The organism is Arthrobacter sp. Y3224198 (genome assembly GCF_059090025.1).
Genome location: NZ_JBNHFG010000004.1, coordinates 117,230 through 143,113, shown reverse-complemented (window position 1 = coordinate 143,113; position 25,884 = coordinate 117,230). Strand labels below are relative to the sequence as shown.

Here is a 25,884-nt window from a genome sequence, read left to right as displayed (position 1 = left end):
GCCTATGCTCCGCCCAGGGGCCGGACGGTGAGGATCTGCTCGCTGCGGCCGAACGGTCCCTGCAGGTCATGCAGGATGGCGGAGGTCAGTCCGATGCCGTCGGCGCCGAAGGTGACCTGTGTGTCCAGGCCCAGCCACTCGCCCCGGGGTTCGCGGTGCAGATGCAGCTGCAGGTCCACATTCGGGAACATGTAGCTGTCCCCGCCCGGGGGTACCCGGGTGGAGATTCCGTTGGCGGTGTCGGCCATGCCGATCATGCGGACCAGGTCGGAGGTAGGTGTTCCTTCCACCATTTCGTGCGGGGTGCGCAGCCAGCCCCGCCCCCGGCCTGGACGGATGCCCGGCAGGGCCCGCATTTCCAGCGACTCGATAAACGCACCGGGCCAGGAGGTGAGGCTCTCGCTGCTGCCGGCCTCGGAGGGACCGGGCATGGCGTCGTCTTCGACGGCGGCCACTTCCGGTGTTGACCCCCGGGCCAGGCGCCAGGCGGTGGCCCGGACGGCGGTACGCCCGTCAGCCACCATCTCCGCCTGCAGCAGTTCAATGGTCCGGCCCGGACGCAGCATGGTGGTCTTCACTTCAAAGGTGGTCCGCGGGATCAGGCCCAGGATGTCGTAGCTGATCCGCGCCATCCGCAGCTCGGGGCGCGGCTGGAATTCCTCCAGGCAGTGCGCCAGCAGGCCCGAGATGGGCGCCATGTGCTGCTCGTGCGGATTCCAGGCTCCCTGCGTATGGATGGTTGCCTCATAGGCACCGTTGCCAAGTGGGCGGTAATACGATTCAGCCACGTGCTTTGTTCTCCTGCCGGTCCTTGATTGGCCTTCAGGCTACATCAGGGGGGGCTGCCGGTCTGGCTCTGCGGCGTGTCCGGGGACACAATATCCGGATGGAATACACCCACCTCGGCCGCTCCGGCCTGTCCGTTTCCCGCCTCTGCCTGGGCACCATGAACTTCGGCCCCAAAACGGAGGAGGCGGACGCGCACGCCATCATGGACAGCGCCCGCGAGCGCGGCATCAACTTCTTCGACACGGCCAATGTGTACGGCTGGGGAGAGAACAAGGGATGGACCGAGCAGATCATCGGGCGCTGGTTCGCCAAGGGCGGCGGACGGCGGGAAGACACCGTCATTGCCACCAAGCTGTACGGGTCCATGAGCGATAAGCCCAATGACACCTTCCTTTCCGCCCTGAACATCCGCCGCGCCCTGGACGCCAGCCTGCAGCGGCTGCAGACGGACTACATCGACCTTTACCAGTTCCACCACGTAGACCGGAACACCCCGTGGGACGAGATCTGGCAGGCCATGGAGGTGGCCGTCCAACAGGGGAAGGTCATCTACAACGGCAGCAGCAACTTCGCGGGATGGCACATTGCCCGTGCCCAGGAGAATGCACAGCGGCGGAACTTCACCGGGCTGGTCAGCGAACAGTCCATCTACAACCTGATCAACCGGTCCGTGGAACTGGAAGTGATCCCCGCCGCGCAGGAATACGGGCTGGGGCTCCTGCCGTGGTCCCCGCTGCAGGGCGGGCTGCTGGGCGGGATCCTGCAGAAGGAGGCCGACGGCGGCGGGCGGCGCGCGGACGGCAGGGTGCGGGACCTGCTCGACAAACACCGGGAGCAGATCCGCCAGTACGAGGAATTCGCTGCTGAGCTGGAGATCGAACCGGGCATCCTGGCGCTGGCCTGGCTGCTGCACCAGCCCGCCGTCGCCGCTCCGCTGGTGGGACCGCGCACCATGCGCCAACTGGACGACGCGCTGACCGCCCTGGACGTCAGCCTGGATGAGCAGGCGCTGGAGCGGCTGGACGCGATCTTCCCCGGCCACCGGACCGCTCCGGAGGACTACGCCTGGTAGCTGCGCCGCCGTCAGGCGCTCGCCGGTTCGATCAGCTCCGGGCCGTTGTTGCGCACAGAGTTAACCTCATTGGAGACCACCCGCGGCGTCAGCGAAGGCTCCGGCACGGCGTCCAGCAGCTGCGCGACGTCGGCGCCGTCGGTCAGCTTCGGGTCCAGCCAGTCCGCGTACAGGTCCGGCGGAATGATCAGCGGCGTCCGGTCATGGATGTGGCCCAGGGCATCGGCTGCCTGGGTGGTGATGATGGTGACGCTGAGCAGCCACTTGTGTTCGTGGTCCTCGGGCAGTGCCGGATCCGGCCAGAACTCGTACAGTCCGGCAAAAGCCAGCGGGTCCTGCCGGTCGGAGTAGAGGTAGGTGGGGATCTTCCCGTCCGCGGACTTCTCCCACTCGTAGTACCCGTCAGCCGGCACCAGGGCACGGCGCTTCACCGCGGCCTTGCGGAAGGCCGGCCTCTCCAGGATGGTTTCCCGGCGGGCGTTGATCATCCGTGAGCCGATCTTCGGGTCCTTGGCCCAGACCGGCACCAGGCCCCACTTGGCTGTCGCCAACCGGCGTACCGGTTCCTCCGCAGAGAAGCGCTCGGTGACAATCCGCACGTCATCGGTGGGCGCAACATTCCAGGACGGCCGCACCTCGGCGCCCACCGTCTGCCCGACGGCGAACGCGGACACCAGGTCCGACGTCGCCCTTGCCATTACGTAGCGTCCGCACATGGCACCCATTGTGCACCATTCCGGTGCCGGTTTCCCGGGCGCCGCCGTTCTCCGCCTTCGAACAAATGTTCTATTTTTAAAACATAAACCAAGACGCCGTGCAGCGGCTCGCCGCAAGGTATGCCCGGCGGGCGGAGCCGATCGGCCTGACCCCGGAAGAACTGGATTTCGAGCACAACCCGGTCACCACATCGGTGCCCGGCCTCCCGGTGTGGGCCTGGATCCGTTTCCCGGGCACGGCCGAGCGGGTTCGGGGCGAGGCCTGCAGCTGGTCGGCCGAAGCCGTGCAGGTGCTTTGGGAGGACGCCGGAGTCCGCCGGTCCACCTGGGTCTGGGCCTCCGCCGTAACCCGCCGGGAGAACAACAGCCGCAAGGAGGCCCTGGGAAGCCGGACCGCGCCGGACCGCACGCGACCGCGCGGCACGGAGAACGGCTAAAGCTGGGTGAATGCGGCGGTGGCCGGATCGGCGCCGATCCGGCTGCCCGCCTCCAACCCGTCCAACAGCTCCAATTCCTCCTGCTCCAGTTCAAGTTCCGCGGCGGCCAGGTTTTCCCGCATCCGGCCGGAGTGGGCGGACTTCGGAATCACGATCCGCCCCTGCCCCAGATGCCAGGCGAGGACCACCTGCGCCGCCGTCGCCCCGTATTTGCCGGCGAGCGCCGCGACTTCGGCCGCCGCCAGGGCGCTCCCCTGCCCCAGCGGACTGTAGGCTTCCACCGCGATGCCGCGCGCCATGGTGTCGGCTGCGAGCGCAGCCTGCTGGAAGCCGGGATGCAGTTCAATCTGGTTGACGGCCGGCAGCAGCTGGCTCTGTTCCGCCAGGGCGTCCAGGTGTTCGGGCAGGAAGTTGGACACACCGATCGCCCGCATGTAGCCGTCGTGGTAGAGGCTCTCCAGTTCCTTCCAGGCCTGCACAAACAGCGCCTGCGAGGGCACCGGCCAGTGGATCAGGTAGAGGTCCACCACGTCCAGCTTCAAGGCACGCCGGCTGTCCAGGAACGCGGCCCGCGCCCGCCCCTGGTCTCCGTTGCGCAGCTTGGTGGTCACGAAGATTTCCCCGCGCGGTACGCCCGAGGCGGCTATGGCCGCGCCGACGCCGGCCTCGTTGCCGTAGGCCGCAGCCGTGTCAATGTGGCGGTACCCCGCGGCCAGGGCGTCTTCCACCACTTCCTGGGTCCGCTCGGGCGGAACCTGGAAGACCCCGAAACCCAGTTGCGGGATGCGCACGGCATTGCCCAGGGTCAGTTCGGGGGCAGGGTTATGCGGGCTCTCGGTCATGATGTTGCCTCTCCTTATGTGCCTTCCGTGCGGCCTGCGTGGCCTAGGCTTGGGTGCAGTTACGGGGCCGGGCACCTCCACCTAAGCCCGGCTCTTCCCCGCAGTCAAGGAAAATTCCGGTCAGGATAGTGATGCTCCCGTGGCACTGAATTTGCTCTTCATCGGCGGCACGGGCGTGATCAGTTCCGCCGCCGTCACCCGCGCCGTCGAGCTCGGCCACCGGGTGAGCGTGTTGAACCGCGGAGTCTCGACGTCGCGGCCGCTGCCGGACGGCGTCGAGTCCCTCTCCGCCGATGTCCGCGACCTAGCCGCGGTCCGGGCCGTCCTGGGGAGCCGGGAGTTCGACGCCGTGGCTGACTTCCTGTCCTTCACCGCCGACCATGTGGCCGCGGCGGTGGATTTGTACCGCGGACGCACCGGCCAGTACGTGTTCATCAGTTCCGCCTCCGCCTACCAGAAACCGCCGGCCCGGCTGCCGGTGCTTGAATCCACGCCGCTGCGCAACCCGTTCTGGCAGTACTCCCGGGACAAGATCGCCGGCGAGGACGTACTGGTCCGCGCCTACCGTTCCGACGCGTTCCCCGGCACCATCGTCCGCCCCTCCCACACTTATGACGCCACCATGGTGCCGCTGATGGGGCATTGGACGGATATCCACCGGATGCGGGCAGGGTTGCCGGTGCTGGTGCACGGCGACGGCACCGCCCTGTGGACGCTGACGCACAGCCGGGACTTTGCCAAGGCGTTCGTGGGGATGTTGGGCCGCCCCGAGGCGATCGGCGAAAGCTACACCATCACCGGTGACCAGTTCCTGCCCTGGGATGCCGTCTACCGTGCGCTCGCAGCCGCTGCCGGGGTGCCGGATCCGGAACTGGTGCATGTGGCGTCGGAAACCATTGCCGCCCATGATCCGGGGCGCGGTCCGGGCCTGCTGGGAGACAAAAGCCATTCGGCCGTTTTCGACAACAGCAAGATCAAGGCACTGGTTCCGGGCTATCAGGCATCCATCCCGTTCTCCGAGGGCGCCCGGGAGATCGTCCGCTGGCATGACGCCCATCCCGGGGCACGGCAGCTGGACGCAGACTGGATGCAGCTGAGCGACCGGTTGGCGGCTTGGGCGCGCGGAGCTGACTGAGCCGCCGCGGCCAACACCGGCGCGGCTCCCGACGCGGGCGACAAGCGGAGCGTGTGCTGCCAACCCAAGGCGTGGCCGGCTGTTAGAGTGCCACCATCCGCCACGGCACCGGTTCCGGTGGCAGGCGGCCAATTCGTTCATCCTTCGAAACAGTCCTCGGGGGAACTTTGTGAAAGGACAGCATGTCGGAGAATAAGCAGTACCCCGGTGAGGGACAAGGTCCCGAGTCGGGGGCAACCCCGACTGACGAGCAGTACAGCTACCCGCAGGCGGATCCCGCTCCGGAGCAGCCACAGGGCCAGACTCCTTCCGCACCGGGCTACGGCGAGCCGGCGGCCGGGCAGCAGTACCCGCAACCGGGCTACGGCCAGGACCAGTCAGGGCAGGCCCCCTATCAGCAGGGCCAGTACCCGCAGGCGCAGTATCCGCAGGCCCCCTATCAGCAGGGTCAGTACCCCCAGGCGCAGTATCCGCAGGCGCCCTACCCCCAGGGCCAGTACCCGCAAGGCCAGTACCCGCAGGCTCCCGGTCAGTTCGGGTACGGACAGGGGTACGGAGAGCAGAAGTCCAGGCTGGTGGCCGGCCTGCTCGGTATTTTCCTGGGCAGCCTGGGCATCCACCGCTTCTACCTCGGGAACATCGGTCTTGGCATTGCCCAGATCGCGGTGACCGTGGTGACGTTCGGCTTCGGCGGCATCTGGGGCTTCGTTGAAGGCATCATGATCCTTTGCAACACACCGTCCTTCCGCACGGATGCCAAGGGCGTACCGCTTAAGGAGTAGCCCGTGCCGGCTGGGACACCGTCAGCCCTGCATATTGCGGCGGTAGCGGTGTTCCAGCAGCAGGCGGGCACCGTTGACCACGAGCGTCTCCACCGGAACTCCCTGTTCCTCGGCAAGTTCCTCCAGTTCCCGTCCCAGCTTCTTCGGGATCTGCAGCTCAATGATCATGGCTTAAATCGTATAGCGGCCGCGGGCGTCTTCCGGACGCCCCGTGCGTCGGCTGCGTCACCTCCGGCATCGGCGCCGCCCTCCAAACCCATCAGCAGCGCCGTCGCCCCCGTAATTCACTGGTGTGCCGCCATCGGCGGTAGGTTCCCTGCTGTCCGGCCCTAGCCGACGATGAACGTCCACGCCGCCCCCGCCATAGAGAAACACCCGAAAACCAGGTAAAAGAACCCCAAAGACCTGACAGTGGACATATCCGCGATAGTGGACATATCCGCGATAGTGGACCTTTCGGGCGGGATCCCCCTGGTTTCGCAGTAGATGCCAAACCACACGTCCGCGGCACCGCGGACGTTGCGGAACACGCACCACCCGGCCACGGCGAAGGCGGCACCGGACAGCACCGCCGTGGCCAGCCCGATCCTCAGCTGCCCCGTGACCATACTGGCCAGGAAACCTGCGGGGAATACCGAATAGCCCAGCAACAGTGCTGTGCGGACAGGGTGGGGCAGCTCAACCAGCAGCCGGAGTTTCGTTTCAGCGGAGCCTAACAGTGCGGTGCTAAGCTGGTCATTCGAACATGTGTTCTAGTGAAACCAAGGTGGAAGGCGTCGGCATGGCCGTGTTTTCAGCAGACCGTTCCCGCAGGGCCGCCCCTCCGGAGGCCGACGCTGCCACGGCGGCAGGTTTCCCCAGCCCGGCCCGGGATTACTTCGACGGCCGGATAGACCTCAACCGGCACCTGATCCGGGACCCCACCTCCACCTACGTGGTGCGGGTTGAAGGGGATTCGATGGCCGGCACCGGCATCTGCAACGGCGACGAACTGATTGTGGACCGCTCGCTCACGCCCCGGGACGGCGCCGTCGTGGTGGCCGTCGTGAACGGCGAGCTGGCGGTGCGCCGGCTGCTGCTGGACGGCGGCAGGATCCTGCTGCGCGCCGAAAGCCCCGGATATCCGGAGATCGAAGTGGCCGAGCCGTCGGAGCTGTCGGTGTGGGGCGTTGTGACCCGGTGCCTGCACCATGTCTGAGGAACCTGCCGCCGCGCATGCCTCCAACGGCTCACGGATTGCCCTGGTGGACGTTAACAGCTTTTATGTCTCCTGCGAGCGCGCCTTTGACCCGAAGCTGGCCGGGGTGCCCGTGGTGGTGCTGTCCAACAACGACGGCTGCGTGGTGGCCCGCTCGGATGAGGCCAAGGCGCTGGGCATCAAGACCGGCACGCCCTGGTTCAAGTTGGCCGAATCCGCAGCTCAGGTGAGCCTGGTCCAGCGCTCGAGCAACTACGAACTGTACGGCGACCTGAGCGCGCGGGTGATGGAACTGCTGGGCCGCTACGCCCTGTGGCAGGAGGTCTACTCCATTGATGAGTCCTTCCTCGGCCTGGCCGGCACCCCTGCAGAGCTTGAAGCCCAGGGGGCAACCATTCGCAGCGCCGTGGCCCGGCACACGGGTCTGCCGGTGTGCGTGGGCATTGGCAGCACCAAGACGCTGGCGAAGTTCGCCAACCGGATAGCCAAACAGAACCGGCACCTGCAGGGCGTGTGCAACCTGGACACCATGGACCCGGCGGTGGTGGACACCATCATGTCCCGGGTGCCCGTCACCGGCCTGTGGGGCGTGGGGGCGCGGCTGGGGACCCGTCTGGCGGCCTTGGGCATCGAATCCGTGGCGGACCTGCGCGCAGCGGACCCGGCGATGATCCGGCGGAAGTTCTCGGTGATCCTCCAGCGAACCGTGCTCGAACTCAACGGCACCTCCTGCATCCCGCTCGACGACGAGCGCGCAGACCGCAAACAGCTGATCTTTTCCCGCAGCTTCTCCACCCCGGTGACCACGCTGGCCGAGATGCGCCAGGTCATGAGCATCTACGCCCAGCAGGCCGCAGCCAGGCTCGCGCGGGAAGGACAGCAGGCGAGCGTGCTTACCGCCTATGCGGGCACGTCCCACTTCAGTTCCAAAGCGGCGTCATTCCCCTCCGCCACGGTACGGCTGCCCGCTCCGACGTCGGATCCCGTGGTGCTCAGCCGGGCCGCCGTGGGCGCCTTGGAGACTGAGATGGTGGAGGGCATTTCCTACACGAAGGCCGGAGTCATGCTCACCGGCTTGGAAGCCGCCGGTGAACAGCCGCTTTTTGATGCCTTCGTGTCCGACCAGGAGCGCCGCAACCTCGGCGACCTGCTGGGCCGGGTCACGGACAAGTACGGGGCGTCCAGCATCGGCCTGGGCCTGGCCGGCATCACCACCGCCAAGCCGGAGTGGACCATGTCCCGCAAGTACTCCTCGCCCCGTTACACCACCGAGTGGAGCGAACTGCCCGTGGTCCGGGCACTCTGAGCGGATACCCGGAACCGCAGGCAGGAACAGGCAGTCTCCGCCGCTGACGCACGCTCCCCGCCGGTTTACGCTCTAATCCTGCAATTGTTTGTCCCGCAACCGCTTGTCTAGCAGCCATCCCGGGGGTTCGCATGGATGTTTTCTGGCCAGGCGCCGTCATCGGCCCGGTTGTCGTAATACTGTGCCTGATCGGTATCCGGAAACGGGAGGCGCTCGCCCAGGCCATGTTCTCCGGGCAGGAAGCGCTCTACGGGACAAAGTGGGCCAACCGGTCCATGGGCGATCCCAAGATACGTCCGGCCCGACTGATAGCTCCTTTCATCGCCGGCACCGTCATGGGCGCTGCGTTCTTTGTCCTCTCGCTCACCGGCGTCCTTGAGCTGGACGGCACGCAGAACCCGCCTCCACCCCCGGGCTTTGTGCTCGCGGCACTCACCGGAGTCGGGTTCGGCTTAGCGGCTGCCGTCTACCTGTTCACCCGCAAGGGCCGGCAGCCCTCCCGGAAGCTGCTGTGGGGCCTGATCCTCGCCGGCATGGCGTGTATGGCCGGTGCAGCCGTCTTCCTCCGCTGACCCCGGTGGATCCGGCGTCCTCCGTTTCGTGGGACGCTGGATATATGGACCTGGTCGTGTCGCCTGCGCTGACGATTCCCGCAGCGGAGTTTAACTGGCGGTTCTCCCGTTCCTCCGGGCCCGGTGGCCAGCACGTGAATACCTCGGACAGCCGCGTTGAGCTGTTGTGGGATGTTGCCGGGTCGGCAGTGCTGACGGAAGAGCAGCGCGCGATGCTGCTCGGGCGCCTGAAGAACCGGCTGGTCGCCGGCGTGCTGACCGTGACGGCGTCGGAACAGCGCTCGCAGCTGCGCAACCGGGAGAGCGCCCTGGCCAAACTCGCCGCCCTCGTGGCAGACGGTCTGGCACCTGCACCGCCCAAGCGCCGCCAGACCAAACCCACCCGGGGCTCCAATTACCGGCGCCTGGATACCAAGAAACAGCGGTCAGTGACCAAACAGCAGCGGCAGCGCCCGCCGCGGGACTAGCGTCACTGCCAGGCCAGGTCGGCGCTGCCGTAGGGCGGCGGTATCCAGGGATACTCAAGCCGCACGCCGCCGACCAGCAGCGGCGGCGGAACATAGGTCAGCTCACCGAAGGCACTGGCTCCGCGGCGCAGGACCGGTTCGGGCAGCGCCGACGCTTTGGTCCCGGGCGGCGGGCCGGGCAGGCGCAGCAGTTCCAAAGCGGTCCGGGCCAGCGACAGGTGCGCTGTTCCCACAATGCCGCGCGATCGTGCCGCAACCAGGGCGACGGCGGCGGCGGACATTCCCAGCCCGGTGGCGTAGTCCAGCGCCTGGACCGGCAGCGCCCCGGGCCGCCACGCGCCGTCGTCCCCCGTGCTGCCATACAAGTGCGCAATGCCGGTGGCAGCCTGGACAATACTGTCGAAGCCCCGCCGCTCCGCCCACGGGCCGGAGTCGCCCCAGGCATCCAGGCACACCACGGCCAGGTGCGGATAGTCCGTCCGCAGCGAGACCGGGTCCAGGCCCAGCCGGTCCAGCGACCCGCCGCGGTAGGCGGTAAGGACGACGTCGGCCTCCGCGAGCAGGGCGCGCAGCCGCGGCTGGACGTCCGGATCGGACAGGTCGGCCACCGCGCTGCGCTTGGCGAACCCGGTGTCCACGTACTGGTCCTCCAACTCCGGGAGCGCCGGAGGATCCACGCGCAGCACGTCCGCGCCCAGGGCGCCCAGGATGCGGCTGCCGGAAGGGCCGGCGATGACCCGGGTCAGGTCCAGCACCCGGAGGCCCGACAACAGCCCGCCGTCCCCGGATTTCGGGGCTAATCCGGGACCGGAATCGCGCAGATCCAAACGCAGCCATGGTTCAGCTGTCACCGCCTGGCCTGCCGCGGACACGGACCACTGCTCCGGGGTCCGAACCTCGGCCGCCAGTCCCCCGCGGGCGGTCACCGCTTCCTCCACCTCGGCGGCTGTACGGCTGCGCAGGGCATCGTCCACCTGCTCCGGGCCCTGCACACCCAGGGCCGCAAGCAGGGCGGCCTCGTGGTGCGGATAGTTGGCGTGCAGGCGGATCCAGCCGTCGGCGGTGGGTCGGAACCCGGACAGCGGGGCGAACCCCTGTATCGGCTTGTTGTTGATCCGCAGGTGCGTGAACGAGGCAAAAGCTGCCGCGACGCCGTCGGAGGTCAGACCAATCCTGGCCCGGCGTCCGGCGGATTCTGCGTAGGAGGTGACTGCTGTGGCCAGCATCTGCGCTGAGCCCAGTGCCAGCCCTTCAACATCCAGCCGCCCGCCCCACCACCAGCGCGGGCCGGCCCAGGGAGCGGGCCCCACGTTTTCCGCCAGCAACGGAGAAAGGCTTTGGGCCAAGGGCGGGACGGGATTTTCCACGGAGGTGGCCATACCGGAATTATGCGCGTGGGAGCTGATTCCGGCCAGCAGCGCATAGCCGACGGCCGCCCTCCTAGGGCGGCGCGGACGTGCAGGGGCTACGCTTGGCACCGGGGATCCCGTCCTCATCAGCAGCATTTGTGGACAAAGGAGCATCATGGCAGCGGACGTACTGGTCATCATTGGCGTAGGCGGCATGGGACAGGCGGTAATGCGCCGGCTCGGTGCGGGCCGGAAGGTCCTGCTGGCGGACTTCAACGAGCAGCTCCTGGCCGGCGCTGTCACCGCGGCTGTAGGTGACGGTTACGACGTCGTCTCCGCGAGGGTTGATGTCTCTTCCCGTGAATCGGTCCAGGCACTGGCCGCCACCGCCCGGGAACTGGGCAACGTCACCGGGGTGGTGCACACCGCCGGCCTCTCCCCCGTCCAGGCCCCGGTGGAGGCCATCTGGAAGGTAGACCTCTACGGCGTGGCCGTGGTGCTCGAGGAATTCGAAAAGGTCATCGCCCCGGGCGGCGCCGGCGTCGTCATCGCCAGCATGGCCGGCTATCTGGGCGGCGGGAGCATTCCCGCGGACACGCTGGCCAGCCTCGCCGCCGTGCCGGCCGATGATCTGTTGCTGATCCCCTTCGTGGCGGAAATCGACAATGCCGGGCAGGCCTACAGCGTGGCCAAGCGCGCCAACCAGGTCCGGGTACAGGCTGCCAGCCTGCGCTGGGGCGCCCGCGGCGCCCGGGTCAACAGCATCAGCCCCGGCGTGATCTCCACGCCCATGGGCCAGCAGGAACTGGCCGGCGAGTCCGGGGCGCAGATGCGCGCCATGATCGAGGGATCGGGCACCAAGCGGGTCGGCACCCCGGCGGATATCGCCAATGCTGCCGCGTTCCTGCTCAGCAGCGATGCCAGCTTCGTCACCGGAACGGACTTGCTGGTGGACGGCGGCGTCGTGGCCGCGGTCGATACCGGTTCCCGGATCCGGACGGCGGGCTAAGGCGTTCCGCCCGGGGGCGTTGCCGGGGAATGCGCCGCTGTGGTCGAATCGGGAGCATGACTGAGTATCTGGTCCTGCTGCGCGGCATCAACGTGGGCGGCCGGAACAAGGTGCCGATGAAGGACCTGCGGGCACACCTGGAGCAGCTGGGCTACGACGACGTCTCCACGTACATCGCCAGCGGCAACGCGTTCCTCACCTCGGATGAGCCCGCGGACCTGGTGACGGAGCGGATCGAGGATTCGCTGGTGCAGGCGTTCCACCTCGATGACGAGCTGATCCGCGTTCGGGTCCTGGACCGCCCCGGGTTCCAGGGCGTCATCGAGAACAAGCCGGAGAACTTCGGGGAAGAGCCGGACACCTACCATTCCGACGCGATTTTCCTGATGGGCATCGACACCGGGACGGCGCTGGCCGCGTTTAATCCGCGCGAGGGGGTAGACGCGGTCTGGGCGGGCGAAGGCGTCATCTACTCCCGGCGCCTGAGCGCCGAGCGCACCAAAAGCCGGCTCAGCAGCATCATGGCATCCCCGTTGTACAAGTCCATGACCATCCGCAGCTGGAGCACCACTATGAACCTCTGGGACCGGTTTCAACCCTGACCGGCACAATGCCGCCGGTTGCACGGACCGCGCCGATCAGTGTGCGGGGGCGGTCAGTAAGCGGGCGCGGCCGGAAGCCCGACGAACTGCTCCAACGTCACTCCGGTGTCATGGACCATCTGCGCATATTCAGTGCCCACATAACGCAGGTGCCAAGGCTCGTAGGCATAGCCGGTGATGTGTTCGGCACCGGCGGGATACCGGATGACGAATCCGTACCGGTGGGCATTTGCCGCCGCCCAGGTGCCCGCGGCCGTTCCCGCGAAGCACCCCTCCAGGGCGCAGGTGCCGTCCGGGTTGCCGATGTCGATGGCCAGTCCGGTCTCGTGCTCGCTGTATCCGGGCCGGGCAGAGATGGAGTCTGCCACCTCCGCGCCGTAGCGGGCGGTGTAGTACTCGTAGAGGCGGGCCTGCTCGGCCCGGGACCGGAAAGCGCTGACCGCCGTAATGGGGACTCCGGCTGCGGCGGCATCCGCCACCAACCGGGCGTAGGCAGCGGCCGCTTCGGCCCGCAGCGGCACTCCCCCGGCGTCGGCAAGGTCCTGCGGAATCCCGGCGTCGGGCAGGGGCAGGTTCTTGTTGACCACCACCACGGCGGGAGCACCCGGCGGCGCCTGCACCGGCACAAGGGCCGCCGCTTCCTGCGGGGTCTCCTCGGGGGGACGGCCGGTGTAGCCGTAAAAGGAAATGATCAGGCAGAGGAAAAGACATGCGGCCATTTCCGCATATGTCCTGCCCCGACTGCGCTCTTTCGTACCCCCCACGCGGTCGATTATCCCACGCCGGTAAATTGGCGGCGACGCGACGCGGCGGATCAGGCCGGCATCGGCCCCAGGGCCCGGCGCAGTTCGTCCACATAAAGCTCCGGAACCTCAAGCATGGGAAAGTGTCCGCCGTGCCCGGCCACCCGGAAGGACCGCAGGTCCGTGAAGCGGCTTTCCACCCACGGCCGGGGAATCTTTTCGATGTCGGCCGGGAAAACAGTTACTGCCGCCGGTACCCCTACCGTGCCCGAATTGTCCGGCGGAAAGTTCTCCCAGTAGAACCGGGTCGAGGACGCCGCCGTTGCGGAGAACCAGTACCAGCTCACCAGGTCCAGCATCCTTTCCCGGGGAATCGCATCGGCCGGGTCGCCGTCGTTATCCGTCCAGGCATGGAACTTGTCCAGCAGCCAGGCAAGCTGTGCCACCGGTGAATCCGTCAGCACATAACCGACCGTCTGCGGCCTGGTGGACTGCTGCAGGGAATAGCCGCTGCCGGTGCGCCGGAATTCCTGCATTCCGGCCGCCCACTGCCGCTCCTGGTCGCTGAGGGGTCCGAAGCCCTCCGGATCCGACGGATCGGGTACATAGGGAGTGTAGGTGTGCACTGCCGCAACACGGTCCGGATACCGGCGTCCCAGGTCTGCCGTGACCCGCCCGCCCCAGTCGCCGCCGGCCGCGAGGAAACGGTCATAGCCCAGGCGGGCCATCAGTTCAGCCCAGGCCTGCGCCGTCCGGTCCACGGTCCACCCCGGGGCTCCCGGCTTGCCGCCGAAGCCGTAGCCGGGCAGCGACGGGGCGACCGCGTGGAAGGCCGGCATTCCGGGATCCGGCGGGTTCGCCAGGGCATCCATCACCTCCAGCGGTTCCAGCACCGCACCGGGCCACCCATGGGTCACCACCAGCGGACGCGCATCGGGGCGGGGCGAGCGGACCTGCAGGAACTGGATGTCCAGACCGTCGATCCGGGCCAGGCCGTGGCCGTGCGCGTTGATCCTGGTTTCCAGCTTCCGCCAGTCGTGGTCCTGCCACTCTTCCGCCAGCGTGCGGATGTAGTCCAGCGGCGGCCCCTGCGACCAGCCTTCTCCGCCCGAAGCAGCCGTGGTTTCCGCCTCCGGCCAGCGGGTGCGCTTCAGCCGGTCCCGGAGGTCGGCCAGGGCGTCCTCCGGCAGGTGGAGTTCAAAAGGACGCACCGCATCGGACATGTCTTCCTCCTTCGACGCCGGGGCGCCCGGTTGCTTCCGGCAGGCACAGCCTAGTCCCGGGCTGCGGCAGGCGGCAGGCTAGCGTGGAGGCATGAGCTATGAGTACGACGTCGAGATCCTGCACCTGCTGGTATCGGGCGGACACGCCTACTTCGGGCGGGCGAAGGACGGGCCCGCCGACGTCGCCACTACGGACGCCGGGCAGGTGGACGTGGTCGCGGGCAAGGGGATCGTGGGTGACCGGTTTTTCGGCAAGGCAGCCCATATGGACGCCGCGGTGACCCTGTTCGCCGTCGAATCCCTGGAGGCTATCGCCGCCGAACTCGGTGCCGGCCCCTTCGACCCGCTGCTGACCCGCCGGAACGTGGTGCTTCGCGGCGCCGAACTGGTGCCGCTCATCGGGCAGGACTTCACCCTGAAGACCGTGGAGGGCAGCGTGTCCTTCCACGGCGGCCGGCACGCCCATCCCTGCGCCTGGATGGACACGGTGCTGGCGCCCGGTGCGCACAAGGCGATGCGGGGGCGGGCCGGCCTGCGCTGCCGCCCGCTGAGCAGTGGAGCGCTTGTGCGCGGACCGGCGGTGCTGATCAGCCCCGTTCCGCTTGATCCTTCCAGGGCAGGGCAGGCTTCGCTGCCCAGGCCCGGCCGTCTTCCCTGAGTCTGTCCATGGGTAGTTCTCCCCATGGACACGTCGGCCGTCCGGTACTAGATTTCCGGACATGGGGGAAAACTGGAATGTACAGGTGCCGGGCGTACTGTCCCTGCTCCACGACACCGAGAGCCTGCTGGCTGACTGCGAGCCGGCCAAGGACAACGCGCAAAAGGCATTGAACGCTATTGAAACTGCGCTGATGCACTGCCCTGAACTTGCGGAAGCCGTTGACCATCTGCGTTTTGAAGTCATCGCCAATGACATGACGGACATACTTGTCCGGTGCAACAACGCCGTGCAGGCGACGGGCGAGACCGTCCACGCATACACCGACGGTGACCGGGAGATGGCCGATCTGGCCCACAAAGCAGCGTCGCTGGCGATGCCCGTTTCGATGCCACCGGCTCCGGCCGGCGGCGGACCCCGGATGGTGAACTAGTAATGGGTTACCTTGCCATTGACCTCTCGGCCACCCAAAACACTCCCGATCCCGTGGTCCTCCAGGAACAGGCACCGTTGCTGTCCGCAGCCGGCCAGGCGTTCGAGGCATCGGTTTCGGACGCCGCCGGCAAGTGGCGGGCTCTGGAGGGCCTTTATGAAACTCCCCAGAGCTGGCTGGTCCTGAACGCCCTGGCAGCGCCGTCGCGGCAGGCCCTCACCCTGGTCAGCAGCACCGCCACTGCAGCCAAGACCATCAGTGCCTTTGCGACGGCCGTGCAGGAGCTCCGTGCCGCCAGGACCGCGTTGCAGCTTGAGATCAACGCCGCGGATAACCACCTGGCGTCCCTGCTGGGCAGCGAGGAAGATCCGACCGGCGGACAGTTCGAAAACGCTCTCTTCAGCTACCAGTCGGAGTTCAGCAAACGAGCGGATGCTCTCGCGGAATCCTATTCGCAGGCCCGCGCCGCCTGCCTCGCCGGCTTGTCCGGGATCACCCGCGCCTCGTCCGACGTGCCCTCGTACTACACCTCCGGCACCTTGGACCTGGTCGGCAACGACGTGGAACGCCTCCACCGGCAGGCGATCCTGCCCGGCGCCTCCGCCGAGGATGTGCAGGCATACTACGACGCCCTCGCCGGCATGGATCCGGCAGATTACGGGGAATTTGCCCGCGACTACCCGGAATCCGCCGTATATCCGCCGCGGATCGGCCTGGCGGCGGAGCACCAGGCGGCCTTCTGGCAGTCCCTGACCCCGGAACAGCAGGCAGCGATGACCGAGGCCCTGCCCGCCGTCGTCGGCAACACCGAGGGTGTGCCGTACGGCATCCGCGCTGCCGCCAATGCCGCCGTCCTGGCGCTGGTCATGAAACCGAACTGGCCCAAGACCGACGCCCAACGGGCTGCATACGAGAGCATCAGTGCCGCGTTAGGGAAGAACCCCAACTCAGGGAAAAGGAACTCCAAGGACCCGGATGCACGCAGCCTGGTTGCTTTTGATCCTGCCGACCCGCCGCTGGCCGCTGTCGCCATCGGCAACATGGATACCGCAACCAATGTGACCGTGAACGTCTCCGGTATGGGCAGTTCCACGCAGGACATGGAAAGCGCGGTGTCCGCAGCCGACAACATCTATACCCAGCAGGGGCGCCTGACCACCAACCATGCCGTGCTCGCGTGGATCGGGTACGACGCCCCCGGCATGTTCCCCGAGTCCACTGAAGTCCTTTACTCGGACAAGGCCCAAACCGGCGGAGCCAAGCTCGCGACAGTCATTGACGGGCTGTACTACACCCGCAGCGGCGAGCCGCCGGCAGTCAGCGTTGCCGCTCACTCCTACGGCACCACAACCGCAGCCTATGCCCTCAGCCAGACCGCCCATACGGTGGACACTGTGGTGTTCTACGGCTCCGCCGGCATTGACCCTGAAGCCGCACGGACGGCAGCCGACCTCCACGCCCGGGAGGTCTATGCAACACAGGGCAGCCGGGACTTTGTTGCTCCCGGGGGCATCGCCGGTTCGGAACTGGGGGACCCGCGTGTGAGTCCTACGGCGGAAGCGTTCGGGGCAAAGGTCTTCAGTTCCGAGGCGGATGAATATGGGCGTCCAAACGGCGGGCACGGCCAGCGTGAATCGGGTGGCGGCTACCTGGACTTCGGTACGTCGAGCCTGATCCAGATTGCCGAAGCCAGTACGGGTAACGGTGCTTCCCTTGACCTGATTCCCCAGTCCCGCATGGATGACCGGGTCCAGTGGGCCAAGGAGACCGGCGAAGCCGTCTACTACGGTCCCGGCAGAGTGGTTGACAGTGCGCAGGCGGCCGGCGATCGCACGATCGACGCCCTTCAAGAGGGGCATAACCGTGCAGCTGAAGCGGTGCAGGACGGCCTCGGGGCGGCGGCCGATGCCTTGCAGGATCACTACCTACCGGATATCGGGCCCTTTGCCAATCCCCTCGATCCCGTTGTTGATGGAGTACAGCAGCAAGCCGGGGAAAATGCAGATGAGTTGCGGCGGCGGTTCAATGCGGCTGTTGACGGATCGCAGCATATGTTTGAACGCGTCATCGATACCCAGCAGAAAGCGGCAGATGAATATTTCAAGCACCAGATGCGCGCGCTGGAATTCCAGGCAGAAAAACTCGTTAGTCTTTTCCGTGATTAGCGGCGGCATAATTGCCTTGTTCACCCTGAGTTCATGCGCCCAAGGAGACCCATCCATGCCGGACAACACGCCTTCCGCTACCAAGCCCGCCTCCGAAGCCGGAGGCAAGGCGCAGCCGGCCGGAATGGTCTTTGACAGCATTATCGCCATGGCGGACGAGGCAGTCGGTGCCACCGGCACGTCCGGCTGGACGTACGAGGACGGTTCCCCGTGGGCCCCGTCAGCACCCGACATCATTTTCTCCGGTGAACCCTGCGGGCCAACGGACGACAGTGAGGCGGGACGGTTCCTGGAGTTCGGGCTCGTCGGCCCTCCGGCGTCCGTGGAGCCCGGCGACGCCCGGGACCAAATGCGCGGATATCTGGAAAAGAACGGTTACGACGTAACCCGGTCCATGGATCCCCCACCCGGCAACGAGCCCAAAAACACGTACATAGTGACCGGCCGGCGCGCAGACGGAGCGTTTGTGGACTACGGCGCCAACAATGCCGAACAGCTCCTGACGCTGCGGAGCCAGTGCTCGGCCCATCCCTCGATGAAGGGCGACGTCAGCGCGGAGACGCCGTAGCAGGACTTAAGCGGCGTCAGGTCCGGGCCAGGACACGTCTGCCGGCGGGTCCTCCCCCACCAGTCCGTCCAGCAGACAGCGGCAGATGAATATTTCAAGTACCAGGTGCGCGCGCTGGAATTCCCGGCAGAAAAACTCGTTAGCCTTTTCCGTGATTGGCAGCGGACTATTTGCCTTGCTGACCCTGAATTCATGTGCCCAAGTAGACCCATCCATACCGGAGAACACGCCTTCCGCTACCAAGCCACCCTCCGAAGACGCAGGCAGTGCGCAGCCGGCCGGAACGGTCTTTGACAGCTTAATCTCAATGGCCGACGAGGCAGCGGGCGCAACGGTACGGCGGGGTGGACGTACGAGGACGGTTCCGAGTGGGATCCTGCGTCGCCGGATATCGTGTTCTCTCCCGGTCCCTGCGGGACGCTGGCCGCCGGCGGGGATGGACCCCCCACCGGGGAACGAGCCCAAGAATACCTACGCAGTCGCCGGCAGGCGGACCGACGGCGCCATTGTCGACTACGGCGCCAATAATGCAGAACAGGTCCTGAACCTGCGCAGCCAGTGCTCGGCCCATCCCTCGATGAAGGACGACGTCAGCGCGGAAACCCACTAACGGATGTTTCCGGAGATGCGGCCCCTGATCTCTCCATTCCGGGCGGTCCAAGTCCGGAGGCCAAGCACAATCTTGTCCAGGAAATCATCCACTTCGTTCTGCTCGTAACCTGCCCGGAATTTCGTCTGCTGGAACCGCTGTTGAATCACCTGGTCCGGTGTCAGCAACGGGTCGGTCATAAACACGGGCGGGCTGAGCGGATCAAGCTGCAGGCGTTGGAGACCTTCGTTTTCCGCCTGGAGCCGCTGCAGCTCCTGTACCGCGCGGTCAAGCAGCTGGTCTACTTCGTCCTGGTCGTAACCGGCCCTGACTTTCGTCGGCTGGAACCGCTTGGCAACCACCTCCTCCGCAGTGATGACGGGCTTCCACTCCGCCTTTTTCCGCGGACCCTTGGTCCGCTTGGAACTGATCATTTTGAAGACCAGGTAAACCAAGGCCCCCGCCGCAACCAAAAGCACCAGGGTCAGGGAAAAGTTGTTTCCCTGACTACTGTCCTGTGTGGCCGCTGAAAGTCTTTCGAAGAACACTGTTATCCAACTCCCCCGGTTTTGGACGGCATAAAACGCCATGTCCAGCACAGTATAAAGTCCCTGCCCGCGCAATTGCCGAACGCCGGCAAACGAATTCCGCGGGCAAAACAAAGGAGGCCCCGCAGGTTTTCCTGCAGGACCTCCTTATGGAGCCGGGTACTAGAAGTCCCAGTCCTCGTCTTCGGTGTTCACGGCCTTGCCGATCACGTAGGACGAGCCGGACCCGGAGAAGAAGTCGTGGTTCTCGTCCGCGTTCGGGGAAAGGGCGGAGAGGATAGCCGGGTTCACGTCCGTCAGGGTGGACGGGAACATGGCTTCGTAGCCCAGGTTCATCAGCGCCTTGTTGGCGTTGTAGTGCAGGAACTTCTTGACGTCCTCGGCCAGGCCGACGCCGTCGTACAGGTCATGCGTGTACTGGACTTCGTTTTCGTACAGCTCGAACAGCAGCTCGTACGTGTAGTCCTTCAGCTCCTGCCGGCGCTCCTCCGGCAGGGTCTCCAGTCCGCGCTGGAACTTGTAGCCGATGTAGTAACCGTGCACGGCCTCGTCACGGATGATCAGGCGGATCAGGTCGGCCGTGTTGGTCAGCTTGGCGTGCGAGGACCAGTACATCGGCAGGTAGAAGCCCGAGTAGAAGAGGAAGGACTCCAGCAGGGTGGAGGCAATCTTGCGCTTCAGGGGATCGTCGCCGCGGTAGTACTCGGTAACGATCTGGGCCTTCTTCTGCAGGTTCTCGTTCTCCGTGGACCAGCGGAACGCCTCGTCAATCTCCTTGGTGGAGGCCAGGGTGGAGAAGATCGAGGAGTAGCTCTTGGCGTGCACGGACTCCATGAACGCAATGTTCGTGTAGACCGCTTCCTCGTGCGGGGTCAGCGCGTCGGGGATCAGCGAAACGGCACCCACGGTGGCCTGCACGGTGTCCAGCAGGGTCAGCCCGGTGAACACGCGCATGGTCAGCTGCTGCTCTTCGGGGGTGAGCGTGTTCCAGGACTGGACGTCGTTGGACAGCGGCACCTTCTCCGGCAGCCAGAAGTTATTGACCAGACGGTTCCAGACTTCCACGTCCTTGTCGTCCTGGATCCGGTTCCAGTTAATCGCCTGGACGCCGTCGATCAGCTTCAGCTTCTCGGTCATGAATGATTCCTTGTCTTCAAAAATTCAGGGGAAGGGGTGCGGCAGGTGCAGGCGTTACAGCATGCAGGAAACGCAGCCCTCAACCTCGGTACCCTCCAGCGCGAGCTGGCGCAGGCGGATGTAGTAGATGGTCTTGATGCCCTTGCGCCAGGCGTAGATCTGCGCCTTGTTGATGTCGCGGGTGGTGGCGGTGTCCTTGAAGAACAGCGTCAGGGACAGGCCCTGATCCACATGCTGGGTGGCAGCGGCGTAGGTGTCGATGATCTTCTCGTAGCCGATTTCGTAGGCATCCTGGTAGTACTCCAGGTTGTCATTGGTGAGGTACGGGGCCGGGTAGTAAACGCGTCCCAGCTTGCCTTCCTTGCGGATCTCGATCTTGGCCGCCACCGGGTGGATGGAGGAGGTCGAGTTGTTGATGTAGGAGATCGAACCGGTGGGCGGCACGGCCTGCAGGTTCTGGTTGTAGATGCCGTGCTCCATGACCGAAGCCTTCAGCGCCTCCCAGTCAGCCTGGGTGGGGATGTGCACGTTGGCGAACAGTTCGCGCACCCGCTCGGTCTGCGGCACCCACTCGGCGTTGGTGTACTTGTCGAAGTACTCCCCCGAGGCGTACTTGGACCGCTCGAAGCCGGCGAACTTGCTGCCGGTCTCGATGGCCAGCAGGTTCGAGGCCCGTACGGCGTGGTAGGCCACCGTGTAGAAGTAGATGTTCGTGAAGTCGATGCCCTCTTCGGAACCGTAGAAGACCCGTTCGCGGGCCAGGTAGCCGTGCAGGTTCATCTGGCCCAGGCCGATGGCGTGGGACATGTCGTTGCCCTTGGCGATGGACGGCACGGAGCCAATGTGGCTCATGTCCGAGACCGCGGTCAGTGCACGGATGGCCGTCTCAATGGTGCGTCCGAAGTCCGGGGAGTCCATGGTCTTGGCAATGTTCAGCGAGCCCAGGTTGCAGGAGATGTCCTTACCGGTCTCGTCGTAGGACAGGTCGTCCTTGTACGTGGTGGGCTCGGAGACCTGCAGGATCTCGGAGCACAGGTTGGACATGATGATCTTGCCGTCGATCGGGTTGGCCCGGTTCACCGTGTCTTCGAACATGATGTACGGGTAACCGGACTCGAACTGGATCTCGGCGAGGGTCTGGAAGAAATCGCGGGCACGGATCTTGGTCTTCTTGATCCGGGCGTCGTCCACCATCTCGTAGTACTTCTCGGTGACCGAGATGTCGGAGAAGGGCATGCCGTAGACCTTCTCGACGTCGTACGGGGAGAACAGGTACATGTCCTCGTCGCGCTTGGCCAGTTCAAAGGTGATGTCCGGGACGACGACGCCGAGGGAGAGGGTCTTGATGCGGATCTTCTCGTCCGCGTTCTCGCGCTTGGTGTCCAGGAACCGGTTGATGTCCGGGTGGTGGGCGTGCAGGTACACGGCACCGGCACCCTGGCGGGCACCGAGCTGGTTGGCGTAGGAGAAGCTGTCTTCAAGGAGCTTCATCACGGGGATAACACCGGAGGACTGGTTCTCGATCTGCTTGATGGGTGCGCCCACCTCGCGGATGTTGGTCAGCGCGAAGGCGACGCCGCCGCCGCGCTTGGACAGCTGCAGCGCGGAGTTGATGGAGCGTCCGATGGACTCCATGTTGTCTTCGATACGCAGCAGGAAGCAGGAGACCAGCTCGCCGCGCTGGGCCTTGCCGGCGTTAAGGAAGGTGGGGGTGGCCGGCTGGAAGCGGCCGTCCATGATTTCATCCACCATCTGGGCGGCAAGCTGCTCGTCGCCGCGGGCCAGGTGCAGGGCAACCATGCAGACGCGGTCTTCGTAGCGCTCCAGGTAACGCTTGCCGTCAAAGGTCTTCAGCGTGTAGGAGGTGTAGAACTTGAACGCGCCCAGGAAGGTCTCGAAGCGGAACTTCTTCTTGTAGGCCCGGTTGTACAGGTCCTTGATGAAGTTCATGGAGTACTGGTCGAGGGTTTCCCGCTCGTAGTAGTCGTTCTTGACCAGGTATTCCAGCTTCTCTTCCAGGTCGTGGAAGAACACCGTGTTGTTGTTAACGTGCTCAAGGAAGTACTGGCGCGCAGCAGCGCGGTCGGCGTCGAACTGGATCTCGCCGTTCTTGCCGTACAGGTTCAGCATGGCGTTGAGCTCGTGATAGCCCAGCCCCTTGTAAGCCTCCGGGAGCTCCTTCTTGGAGTCCGTCATGCCGGCTTCTGCGACTGATGTGTCCAAAACTTTTCCAATCCTTCGTTAACCTTGGCGACGTCCTCGGACGTGCCCATGAGTTCAAATCGATACAGCACGGGAACTTTGCACTTCACGGCGATGATGTCGGCCGCGAGGCAGTAGGAGTCCCCGAAGTTGGTGTTGCCCGCTCCGATCACGCCCCGGATCAACGAGCGGTTGTGCTCATTGTTGAGGAACTTGATGACCTGTTTAGGCACCGCGCCCTTGGCAGCGGCTCCGGGCTGCGCAGCGGTTCCCCCGTAAGTGGGGAGCAGCAGCACATAGGGCCGGGTTGCCAGCAGCGTCGGCTGGGCGGTGTGGAGCGGAAGCTGGGCCGCGGGGATTCCGAGCTTTTGCACAAAGCGTCGGGTGTATCCGGAGGCCGAAGAGAAGTAGATCAGGGACGCGTCCGTTTCCGGTTGCCTCTCCCCTGCGGATGCCGATGCCGGCTGAATGCCGGCCTGGTCTGCCATCCCCAGTGTCATGGTTGCTGCGCTCCTGACGGGTTCTGCGCGGGTGGTGCGTTGGTGATGCGGGGGGCCGCGCCTCCCGTTGCCGGGCAACGGAAGGCAGGGCGGACCGGGAGATGCCTAGGCTACGGAGGAAACCTGCGCCTGGGCCAGCTCTTCGATCTTGTCCGGACGGAAGCCGGACCAGGAGTCCTGCTCGGTAACCACAACGGGGGCCTGCATGTATCCCATGGCGCGGACGCGCTCGAGGGCCTCGGGATCCTGCGACATATCCACGCTCTGGTACACGATGCCCTTCTTGTCGAGGGCGCGGTAAGTGGCGTTGCACTGTACGCAGGCGGGCTTGGTGTAAACCGTGACGGTCATGGCGTGGTCTCCCCTAATGAAGCGTGAAATCTGGTTCTGTGAAGCTCAAAGTCTGTTCCTAGATACTACATCCAGTTACATGCCCAGACACTACATCTAGTGCAGCCCCATCGGTGGAACCCCTACATGATGTATTACAAGTATGTCATTACAGGAGGCCTCCGTCCACAGTTTTTGCACAGGTCCAGCCGCGGAAATCCCGGGGATTTCCGCACGCCCGCGCGGGTTCTCCACAGCCTGTGCAGAACGCTTCCGGGATGTGACGAGACAGGCAAGATTCATGCGTGTCGCGTACCGTGGGCGTGTCGGGCCTAGTACCCCCTGACACTAGATATTGTGGTCGGCCCCCGCCGGGGCGGAAAAGGAGGATGCCGGGATGGTCAATCCGGTCCATTTGAAGACCCTGCTCGAGGTGATTCGCACCGGTTCCTTTGCCGCCGCGGCCCTGCGCCTGGGGTACACCGCCTCCGCCGTGTCGCAGCAGATGTCCGCGCTGGAGAAGGACACCGGCGCGGTGCTGTTCGAGCGGTCGGCACGGACAGCCTCGCCCACGGAAGCCGCCGTCGTGATGGCCCGGCATGCCGTCAAGGTACTCACCGACATGGATGCCCTCCTGGCTGCGGCGGCGCGCACCGGCGCCGGCCGGGGGCACGAACTGCGCCTGGGCATCTTCCCCTCCCTGGCCACCTTTGCCCTGCCGGAACTGATGGCTTCGCCCGAGTGGCAGAACCTGGGCATCGACCTCCGGCTATCCGTGGCCGAACCGGCCCAGACCATCCAGGGCCTGCGCACCGGCGGGGACCTCGACGTCGCGCTGGTGTACCAGGTGGGCCAGGGCGGGCTCGCCTGGCCGTCCACCATCAGCAGGCGCTGGCTGGGGGACGACAATTTCCGGGTGGTCCTGCCCGAGTCCTGGGGCATCCGCAGCGGGTCGGAGGTCACCGCCGAGCAGCTGGCCGGCATGCCGTGGATCATGCACCACCCGGGCACCCCGGACGCCCTGGTCATCGAACGGCTCTTTGCAAGCTGCAGCCTGCATCCGCAGGTGGCGGCCTGGTGCGACGACTTCAACGCAAGCCTGGCGATGGCAGCCGCCGGGCTGGGCGCCGCGCTGGTGCCGGAACTGGCAATGCTGAACCGGCCGGCCGGAACGGTGGTACTGGACGTGCCCGAGATCCGGCTCGCGCGCAGCATCTTCGCCCTGCTCATCCACGAACAGAACGTGCAGGTCCGGCTGTTCCTGGACCGGCTGGCGGATGTCCTGGGCAGCCGGAGCATAGTGCCGCTGCCCACATCCGCTCCCGGCCGGGGCTGAAAAATCGCGCTTCCCGCCCGGCAGGGGCGATACTGGCCAGATGGCCACAGGTGAAAAGACTTTGCCCCGACGGTCATTAAGTACCGTTACCAACCGCGTCACCGGATTCCTGCGCTACACCCGGCTGCAGCTCGCCATCAAGGCGACCCTCGCCGTCGGCATAGCCTGGACCATCGCCCCGCACGTACCGGGCGTAGCCTCGAACTACCCGTATTACGCTCCGCTGGGGGCATTGGTCAGCATGTATCCCACGGTCTCGGGCTCCTTCCGAACGGGCATGCAGACCCTCGCCGGACTTGTCACCGGCATGCTCCTCGCCCTGGGTGCGCTGCTGCTGGGAGCCCCGAATGTCTGGACCATCTCGCTGATCGTGGGCCTGGGCGTCCTGCTGGCCGGGCTGCCGCACCTGGGGGCCTCCGGCAGGGACTACGTGCCGGTCGCCGCGCTGTTTGTGCTGGTGCTCGGCGGTGACGATCCGGACGGGTATTCCTTTGGCTACGGCGTGCAGATGTTGGTGGGCGTCGCCGTCGGGCTGGCCGTCAACGCTGCGGTCTTCCCGCCCCTGCACCTGAACGGCGCCGTGAACGGGCTGGTCTCCCTGCGGCAGTCGCTGGCCCGGCAGCTGCGGGACATGGGGACGGCACTGGAGGAAACCTGGCCGCCGGAACACGAGGAGTGGTCCCAGCGTGAGAGTGAACTGGACAAGCTCACCGGGGAGGTCCGGGAATCGGTGGAACTGGCCGATGCCAGCCGGCGGGGGAACATCCGCAGCCGGAAATACCGCAGGGATTTCAGCGCCGACTACCGGGCCCTGCGTGCGATGGAGCGCGCCACCGCGCATGTGAAGGACATGACCGATGTCCTGACCGACGCCATCTGGCGCAATCCGCAGAACGTGGCTGTTCCCCTGACCCTCATTAACCCGCTGGCCGCCGCCGTGAACGCCTGTGCCGATGCCGTGGAGAAGTGGGATCCCGAAAGCGGGGAGCACGACGACGCCCGGCGCGCCGTCCTGGAACTGGTGCGGCTGGTCAACACCTCGGGTTCCACCGACAACCCGGTGGACGCCACCGCCGCCTTGGCCATGGACCTGCGCCGGATCCTGCGGACGATCACCGCGGCTGCGGACAGCGACGCCGCCTAGGACGCGCCGGCGGGAGCCGGCCGGGCCTTCCC

Annotated in this window: 30 protein-coding genes; 17 read left to right on the top strand and 13 right to left on the bottom strand. The window is 65.9% G+C overall.

Annotation, left to right across the window (positions count from 1 at the left end):
- Positions 1 to 2 precede the first annotated feature (2 nt).
- Entirely contained in the window at positions 3 to 788 is a 786-nt protein-coding gene (locus tag AC5RUF_RS03950; RefSeq protein ID WP_494129778.1) for a thioesterase family protein, read from the bottom strand.
- A 98-nt stretch (positions 789 to 886) separates the two neighbouring features.
- Between AC5RUF_RS03950 and AC5RUF_RS03945 the strand changes: the two genes are divergently transcribed.
- Positions 887 to 1,861 carry an aldo/keto reductase gene (locus AC5RUF_RS03945; RefSeq protein WP_494129777.1) on the top strand — a complete coding sequence of 325 codons (975 nt, stop codon included), beginning with the start codon at positions 887 to 889 and terminating at the stop codon, positions 1,859 to 1,861.
- An 11-nt stretch (positions 1,862 to 1,872) separates the two neighbouring features.
- Here the strand turns inward: AC5RUF_RS03945 and AC5RUF_RS03940 are convergent, their stop codons facing one another.
- Positions 1,873 to 2,577 (bottom strand): SOS response-associated peptidase, encoded by a 705-nt coding sequence (locus tag AC5RUF_RS03940; RefSeq protein WP_494129776.1) that lies wholly within the window; start codon positions 2,575 to 2,577, stop codon positions 1,873 to 1,875.
- Positions 2,578 to 2,675: 98 nt separating this feature from the next.
- Here AC5RUF_RS03940 and AC5RUF_RS03935 point away from each other — a divergent pair, with 98 nt between their 5' ends.
- Positions 2,676 to 3,014, top strand: a complete 339-nt coding sequence (locus AC5RUF_RS03935) for a hypothetical protein (RefSeq protein ID WP_494129775.1) — start codon at positions 2,676 to 2,678, stop codon at positions 3,012 to 3,014.
- On the opposite strand, the gene AC5RUF_RS03930 is transcribed toward AC5RUF_RS03935, so the two are convergent.
- The gene (locus AC5RUF_RS03930; RefSeq protein ID WP_494129774.1) at positions 3,011 to 3,856 is read right to left on the bottom strand and encodes an aldo/keto reductase; all 846 of its coding nucleotides are present in this window, start codon (positions 3,854 to 3,856) and stop codon (positions 3,011 to 3,013) included. The genes AC5RUF_RS03935 and AC5RUF_RS03930 overlap by 4 nt on opposite strands.
- 139 nt (positions 3,857 to 3,995) lie before the next feature.
- Between AC5RUF_RS03930 and AC5RUF_RS03925 the strand changes: the two genes are divergently transcribed.
- Positions 3,996 to 4,991, top strand: a complete 996-nt coding sequence (locus AC5RUF_RS03925) for an NAD-dependent epimerase/dehydratase family protein (RefSeq protein WP_494129773.1) — start codon at positions 3,996 to 3,998, stop codon at positions 4,989 to 4,991.
- Between the two features lie 182 nt (positions 4,992 to 5,173).
- Positions 5,174 to 5,773, top strand: coding sequence for a TM2 domain-containing protein (locus tag AC5RUF_RS03920; RefSeq protein ID WP_494129772.1), 600 nt, complete (start codon positions 5,174 to 5,176; stop codon positions 5,771 to 5,773).
- Positions 5,774 to 5,794: 21 nt separating this feature from the next.
- On the opposite strand, the gene AC5RUF_RS03915 is transcribed toward AC5RUF_RS03920, so the two are convergent.
- Together AC5RUF_RS03915 and AC5RUF_RS03910 are read right to left on the bottom strand one after the other, a co-directional pair.
- Entirely contained in the window at positions 5,795 to 5,941 is a 147-nt protein-coding gene (locus AC5RUF_RS03915) for a hypothetical protein (protein ID WP_493997660.1), read from the bottom strand.
- A gap of 161 nt (positions 5,942 to 6,102) precedes the next feature.
- Positions 6,103 to 6,381, bottom strand: coding sequence for a hypothetical protein (locus AC5RUF_RS03910; protein ID WP_494129771.1), 279 nt, complete (start codon positions 6,379 to 6,381; stop codon positions 6,103 to 6,105).
- A 173-nt stretch (positions 6,382 to 6,554) separates the two neighbouring features.
- Here AC5RUF_RS03910 and AC5RUF_RS03905 point away from each other — a divergent pair, with 173 nt between their 5' ends.
- From AC5RUF_RS03905 to arfB, 4 genes are all read left to right on the top strand, one after another.
- On the top strand, positions 6,555 to 6,971 hold the full coding sequence (locus AC5RUF_RS03905) for a LexA family protein (protein WP_493997662.1): 417 nt from the start codon (positions 6,555 to 6,557) through the stop codon (positions 6,969 to 6,971).
- A complete protein-coding gene (locus tag AC5RUF_RS03900) occupies positions 6,964 to 8,277 on the top strand; it encodes a Y-family DNA polymerase (RefSeq protein ID WP_494129770.1) in 1,314 nt (437 codons plus the stop codon). Before AC5RUF_RS03905 ends, AC5RUF_RS03900 begins: the two co-directional genes overlap by 8 nt.
- A 131-nt stretch (positions 8,278 to 8,408) precedes the next feature.
- Positions 8,409 to 8,849, top strand: a complete 441-nt coding sequence (locus tag AC5RUF_RS03895) for a hypothetical protein (RefSeq protein WP_493997664.1) — start codon at positions 8,409 to 8,411, stop codon at positions 8,847 to 8,849.
- 44 nt (positions 8,850 to 8,893) lie between these two features.
- The gene (gene arfB / locus AC5RUF_RS03890; protein WP_494129769.1) at positions 8,894 to 9,316 is read left to right on the top strand and encodes an alternative ribosome rescue aminoacyl-tRNA hydrolase ArfB; all 423 of its coding nucleotides are present in this window, start codon (positions 8,894 to 8,896) and stop codon (positions 9,314 to 9,316) included.
- Positions 9,317 to 9,318: 2 nt separating this feature from the next.
- Here the strand turns inward: arfB and AC5RUF_RS03885 are convergent, their stop codons facing one another.
- Complete coding sequence (locus AC5RUF_RS03885) at positions 9,319 to 10,695, bottom strand: CoA transferase (RefSeq protein WP_494129768.1); 1,377 nt, start codon at positions 10,693 to 10,695, stop codon at positions 9,319 to 9,321.
- A 145-nt stretch (positions 10,696 to 10,840) separates the two neighbouring features.
- Between AC5RUF_RS03885 and AC5RUF_RS03880 the strand changes: the two genes are divergently transcribed.
- Positions 10,841 to 11,674, top strand: coding sequence for an SDR family oxidoreductase (locus AC5RUF_RS03880; RefSeq protein ID WP_494129767.1), 834 nt, complete (start codon positions 10,841 to 10,843; stop codon positions 11,672 to 11,674).
- Between the two features lie 56 nt (positions 11,675 to 11,730).
- Positions 11,731 to 12,276 carry a DUF1697 domain-containing protein gene (locus AC5RUF_RS03875; RefSeq protein ID WP_494129766.1) on the top strand — a complete coding sequence of 182 codons (546 nt, stop codon included), beginning with the start codon at positions 11,731 to 11,733 and terminating at the stop codon, positions 12,274 to 12,276.
- A gap of 53 nt (positions 12,277 to 12,329) precedes the next feature.
- On the opposite strand, the gene AC5RUF_RS03870 is transcribed toward AC5RUF_RS03875, so the two are convergent.
- Positions 12,330 to 12,995, bottom strand: coding sequence for a M15 family metallopeptidase (locus tag AC5RUF_RS03870; RefSeq protein ID WP_494129765.1), 666 nt, complete (start codon positions 12,993 to 12,995; stop codon positions 12,330 to 12,332).
- A 95-nt stretch (positions 12,996 to 13,090) separates the two neighbouring features.
- On the bottom strand, positions 13,091 to 14,242 hold the full coding sequence (locus AC5RUF_RS03865) for an epoxide hydrolase family protein (RefSeq protein WP_494129764.1): 1,152 nt from the start codon (positions 14,240 to 14,242) through the stop codon (positions 13,091 to 13,093).
- A 91-nt stretch (positions 14,243 to 14,333) separates the two neighbouring features.
- Between AC5RUF_RS03865 and AC5RUF_RS03860 the strand changes: the two genes are divergently transcribed.
- The 5 genes from AC5RUF_RS03860 (at position 14,334) to AC5RUF_RS03840 (ending at position 18,676) form a co-directional block, all read left to right on the top strand.
- On the top strand, positions 14,334 to 14,900 hold the full coding sequence (locus AC5RUF_RS03860; RefSeq protein WP_494129763.1) for an MOSC domain-containing protein: 567 nt from the start codon (positions 14,334 to 14,336) through the stop codon (positions 14,898 to 14,900).
- 61 nt (positions 14,901 to 14,961) lie between these two features.
- Complete coding sequence (locus tag AC5RUF_RS03855; RefSeq protein WP_493996674.1) at positions 14,962 to 15,333, top strand: DUF6507 family protein; 372 nt, start codon at positions 14,962 to 14,964, stop codon at positions 15,331 to 15,333.
- 2 nt (positions 15,334 to 15,335) lie between these two features.
- Entirely contained in the window at positions 15,336 to 17,498 is a 2,163-nt protein-coding gene (locus AC5RUF_RS03850; RefSeq protein ID WP_493996673.1) for an alpha/beta hydrolase, read from the top strand.
- 55 nt (positions 17,499 to 17,553) lie between these two features.
- Entirely contained in the window at positions 17,554 to 18,066 is a 513-nt protein-coding gene (locus tag AC5RUF_RS03845; protein WP_493996672.1) for a hypothetical protein, read from the top strand.
- Positions 18,067 to 18,502: 436 nt separating this feature from the next.
- On the top strand, positions 18,503 to 18,676 hold the full coding sequence (locus tag AC5RUF_RS03840; RefSeq protein WP_493996671.1) for a hypothetical protein: 174 nt from the start codon (positions 18,503 to 18,505) through the stop codon (positions 18,674 to 18,676).
- Here the strand turns inward: AC5RUF_RS03840 and AC5RUF_RS03835 are convergent.
- The 5 genes from AC5RUF_RS03835 to nrdH form a co-directional block, all read right to left on the bottom strand.
- The gene (locus AC5RUF_RS03835; RefSeq protein ID WP_494129762.1) at positions 18,673 to 19,203 is read right to left on the bottom strand and encodes a DivIVA domain-containing protein; all 531 of its coding nucleotides are present in this window, start codon (positions 19,201 to 19,203) and stop codon (positions 18,673 to 18,675) included. The genes AC5RUF_RS03840 and AC5RUF_RS03835 overlap by 4 nt on opposite strands.
- Positions 19,204 to 19,365: 162 nt before the next feature.
- Complete coding sequence (gene nrdF / locus AC5RUF_RS03830) at positions 19,366 to 20,340, bottom strand: class 1b ribonucleoside-diphosphate reductase subunit beta (protein ID WP_493996669.1); 975 nt, start codon at positions 20,338 to 20,340, stop codon at positions 19,366 to 19,368.
- Between the two features lie 54 nt (positions 20,341 to 20,394).
- On the bottom strand, positions 20,395 to 22,536 hold the full coding sequence (gene nrdE / locus AC5RUF_RS03825; protein WP_493996675.1) for a class 1b ribonucleoside-diphosphate reductase subunit alpha: 2,142 nt from the start codon (positions 22,534 to 22,536) through the stop codon (positions 20,395 to 20,397).
- Positions 22,533 to 23,042: a class Ib ribonucleoside-diphosphate reductase assembly flavoprotein NrdI gene (nrdI, locus tag AC5RUF_RS03820; protein WP_493996668.1), complete on the bottom strand. Its 510-nt coding sequence runs from the start codon at positions 23,040 to 23,042 to the stop codon at positions 22,533 to 22,535. The genes nrdE and nrdI overlap by 4 nt, the downstream gene beginning before the upstream one ends.
- A 105-nt stretch (positions 23,043 to 23,147) precedes the next feature.
- A complete protein-coding gene (gene nrdH / locus AC5RUF_RS03815; protein ID WP_146361766.1) occupies positions 23,148 to 23,393 on the bottom strand; it encodes a glutaredoxin-like protein NrdH in 246 nt (81 codons plus the stop codon).
- Positions 23,394 to 23,769: 376 nt separating this feature from the next.
- On the opposite strand from nrdH, the gene AC5RUF_RS03810 reads away from it, so the two are divergent.
- Both AC5RUF_RS03810 and AC5RUF_RS03805 read left to right on the top strand, forming a co-directional pair.
- Positions 23,770 to 24,708, top strand: coding sequence for a LysR family transcriptional regulator (locus AC5RUF_RS03810; RefSeq protein WP_494129761.1), 939 nt, complete (start codon positions 23,770 to 23,772; stop codon positions 24,706 to 24,708).
- Positions 24,709 to 24,748: 40 nt separating this feature from the next.
- The gene (locus AC5RUF_RS03805) at positions 24,749 to 25,852 is read left to right on the top strand and encodes an FUSC family protein (protein WP_494129760.1); all 1,104 of its coding nucleotides are present in this window, start codon (positions 24,749 to 24,751) and stop codon (positions 25,850 to 25,852) included.
- The last annotated feature ends 32 nt before the right edge of the window (positions 25,853 to 25,884 follow it).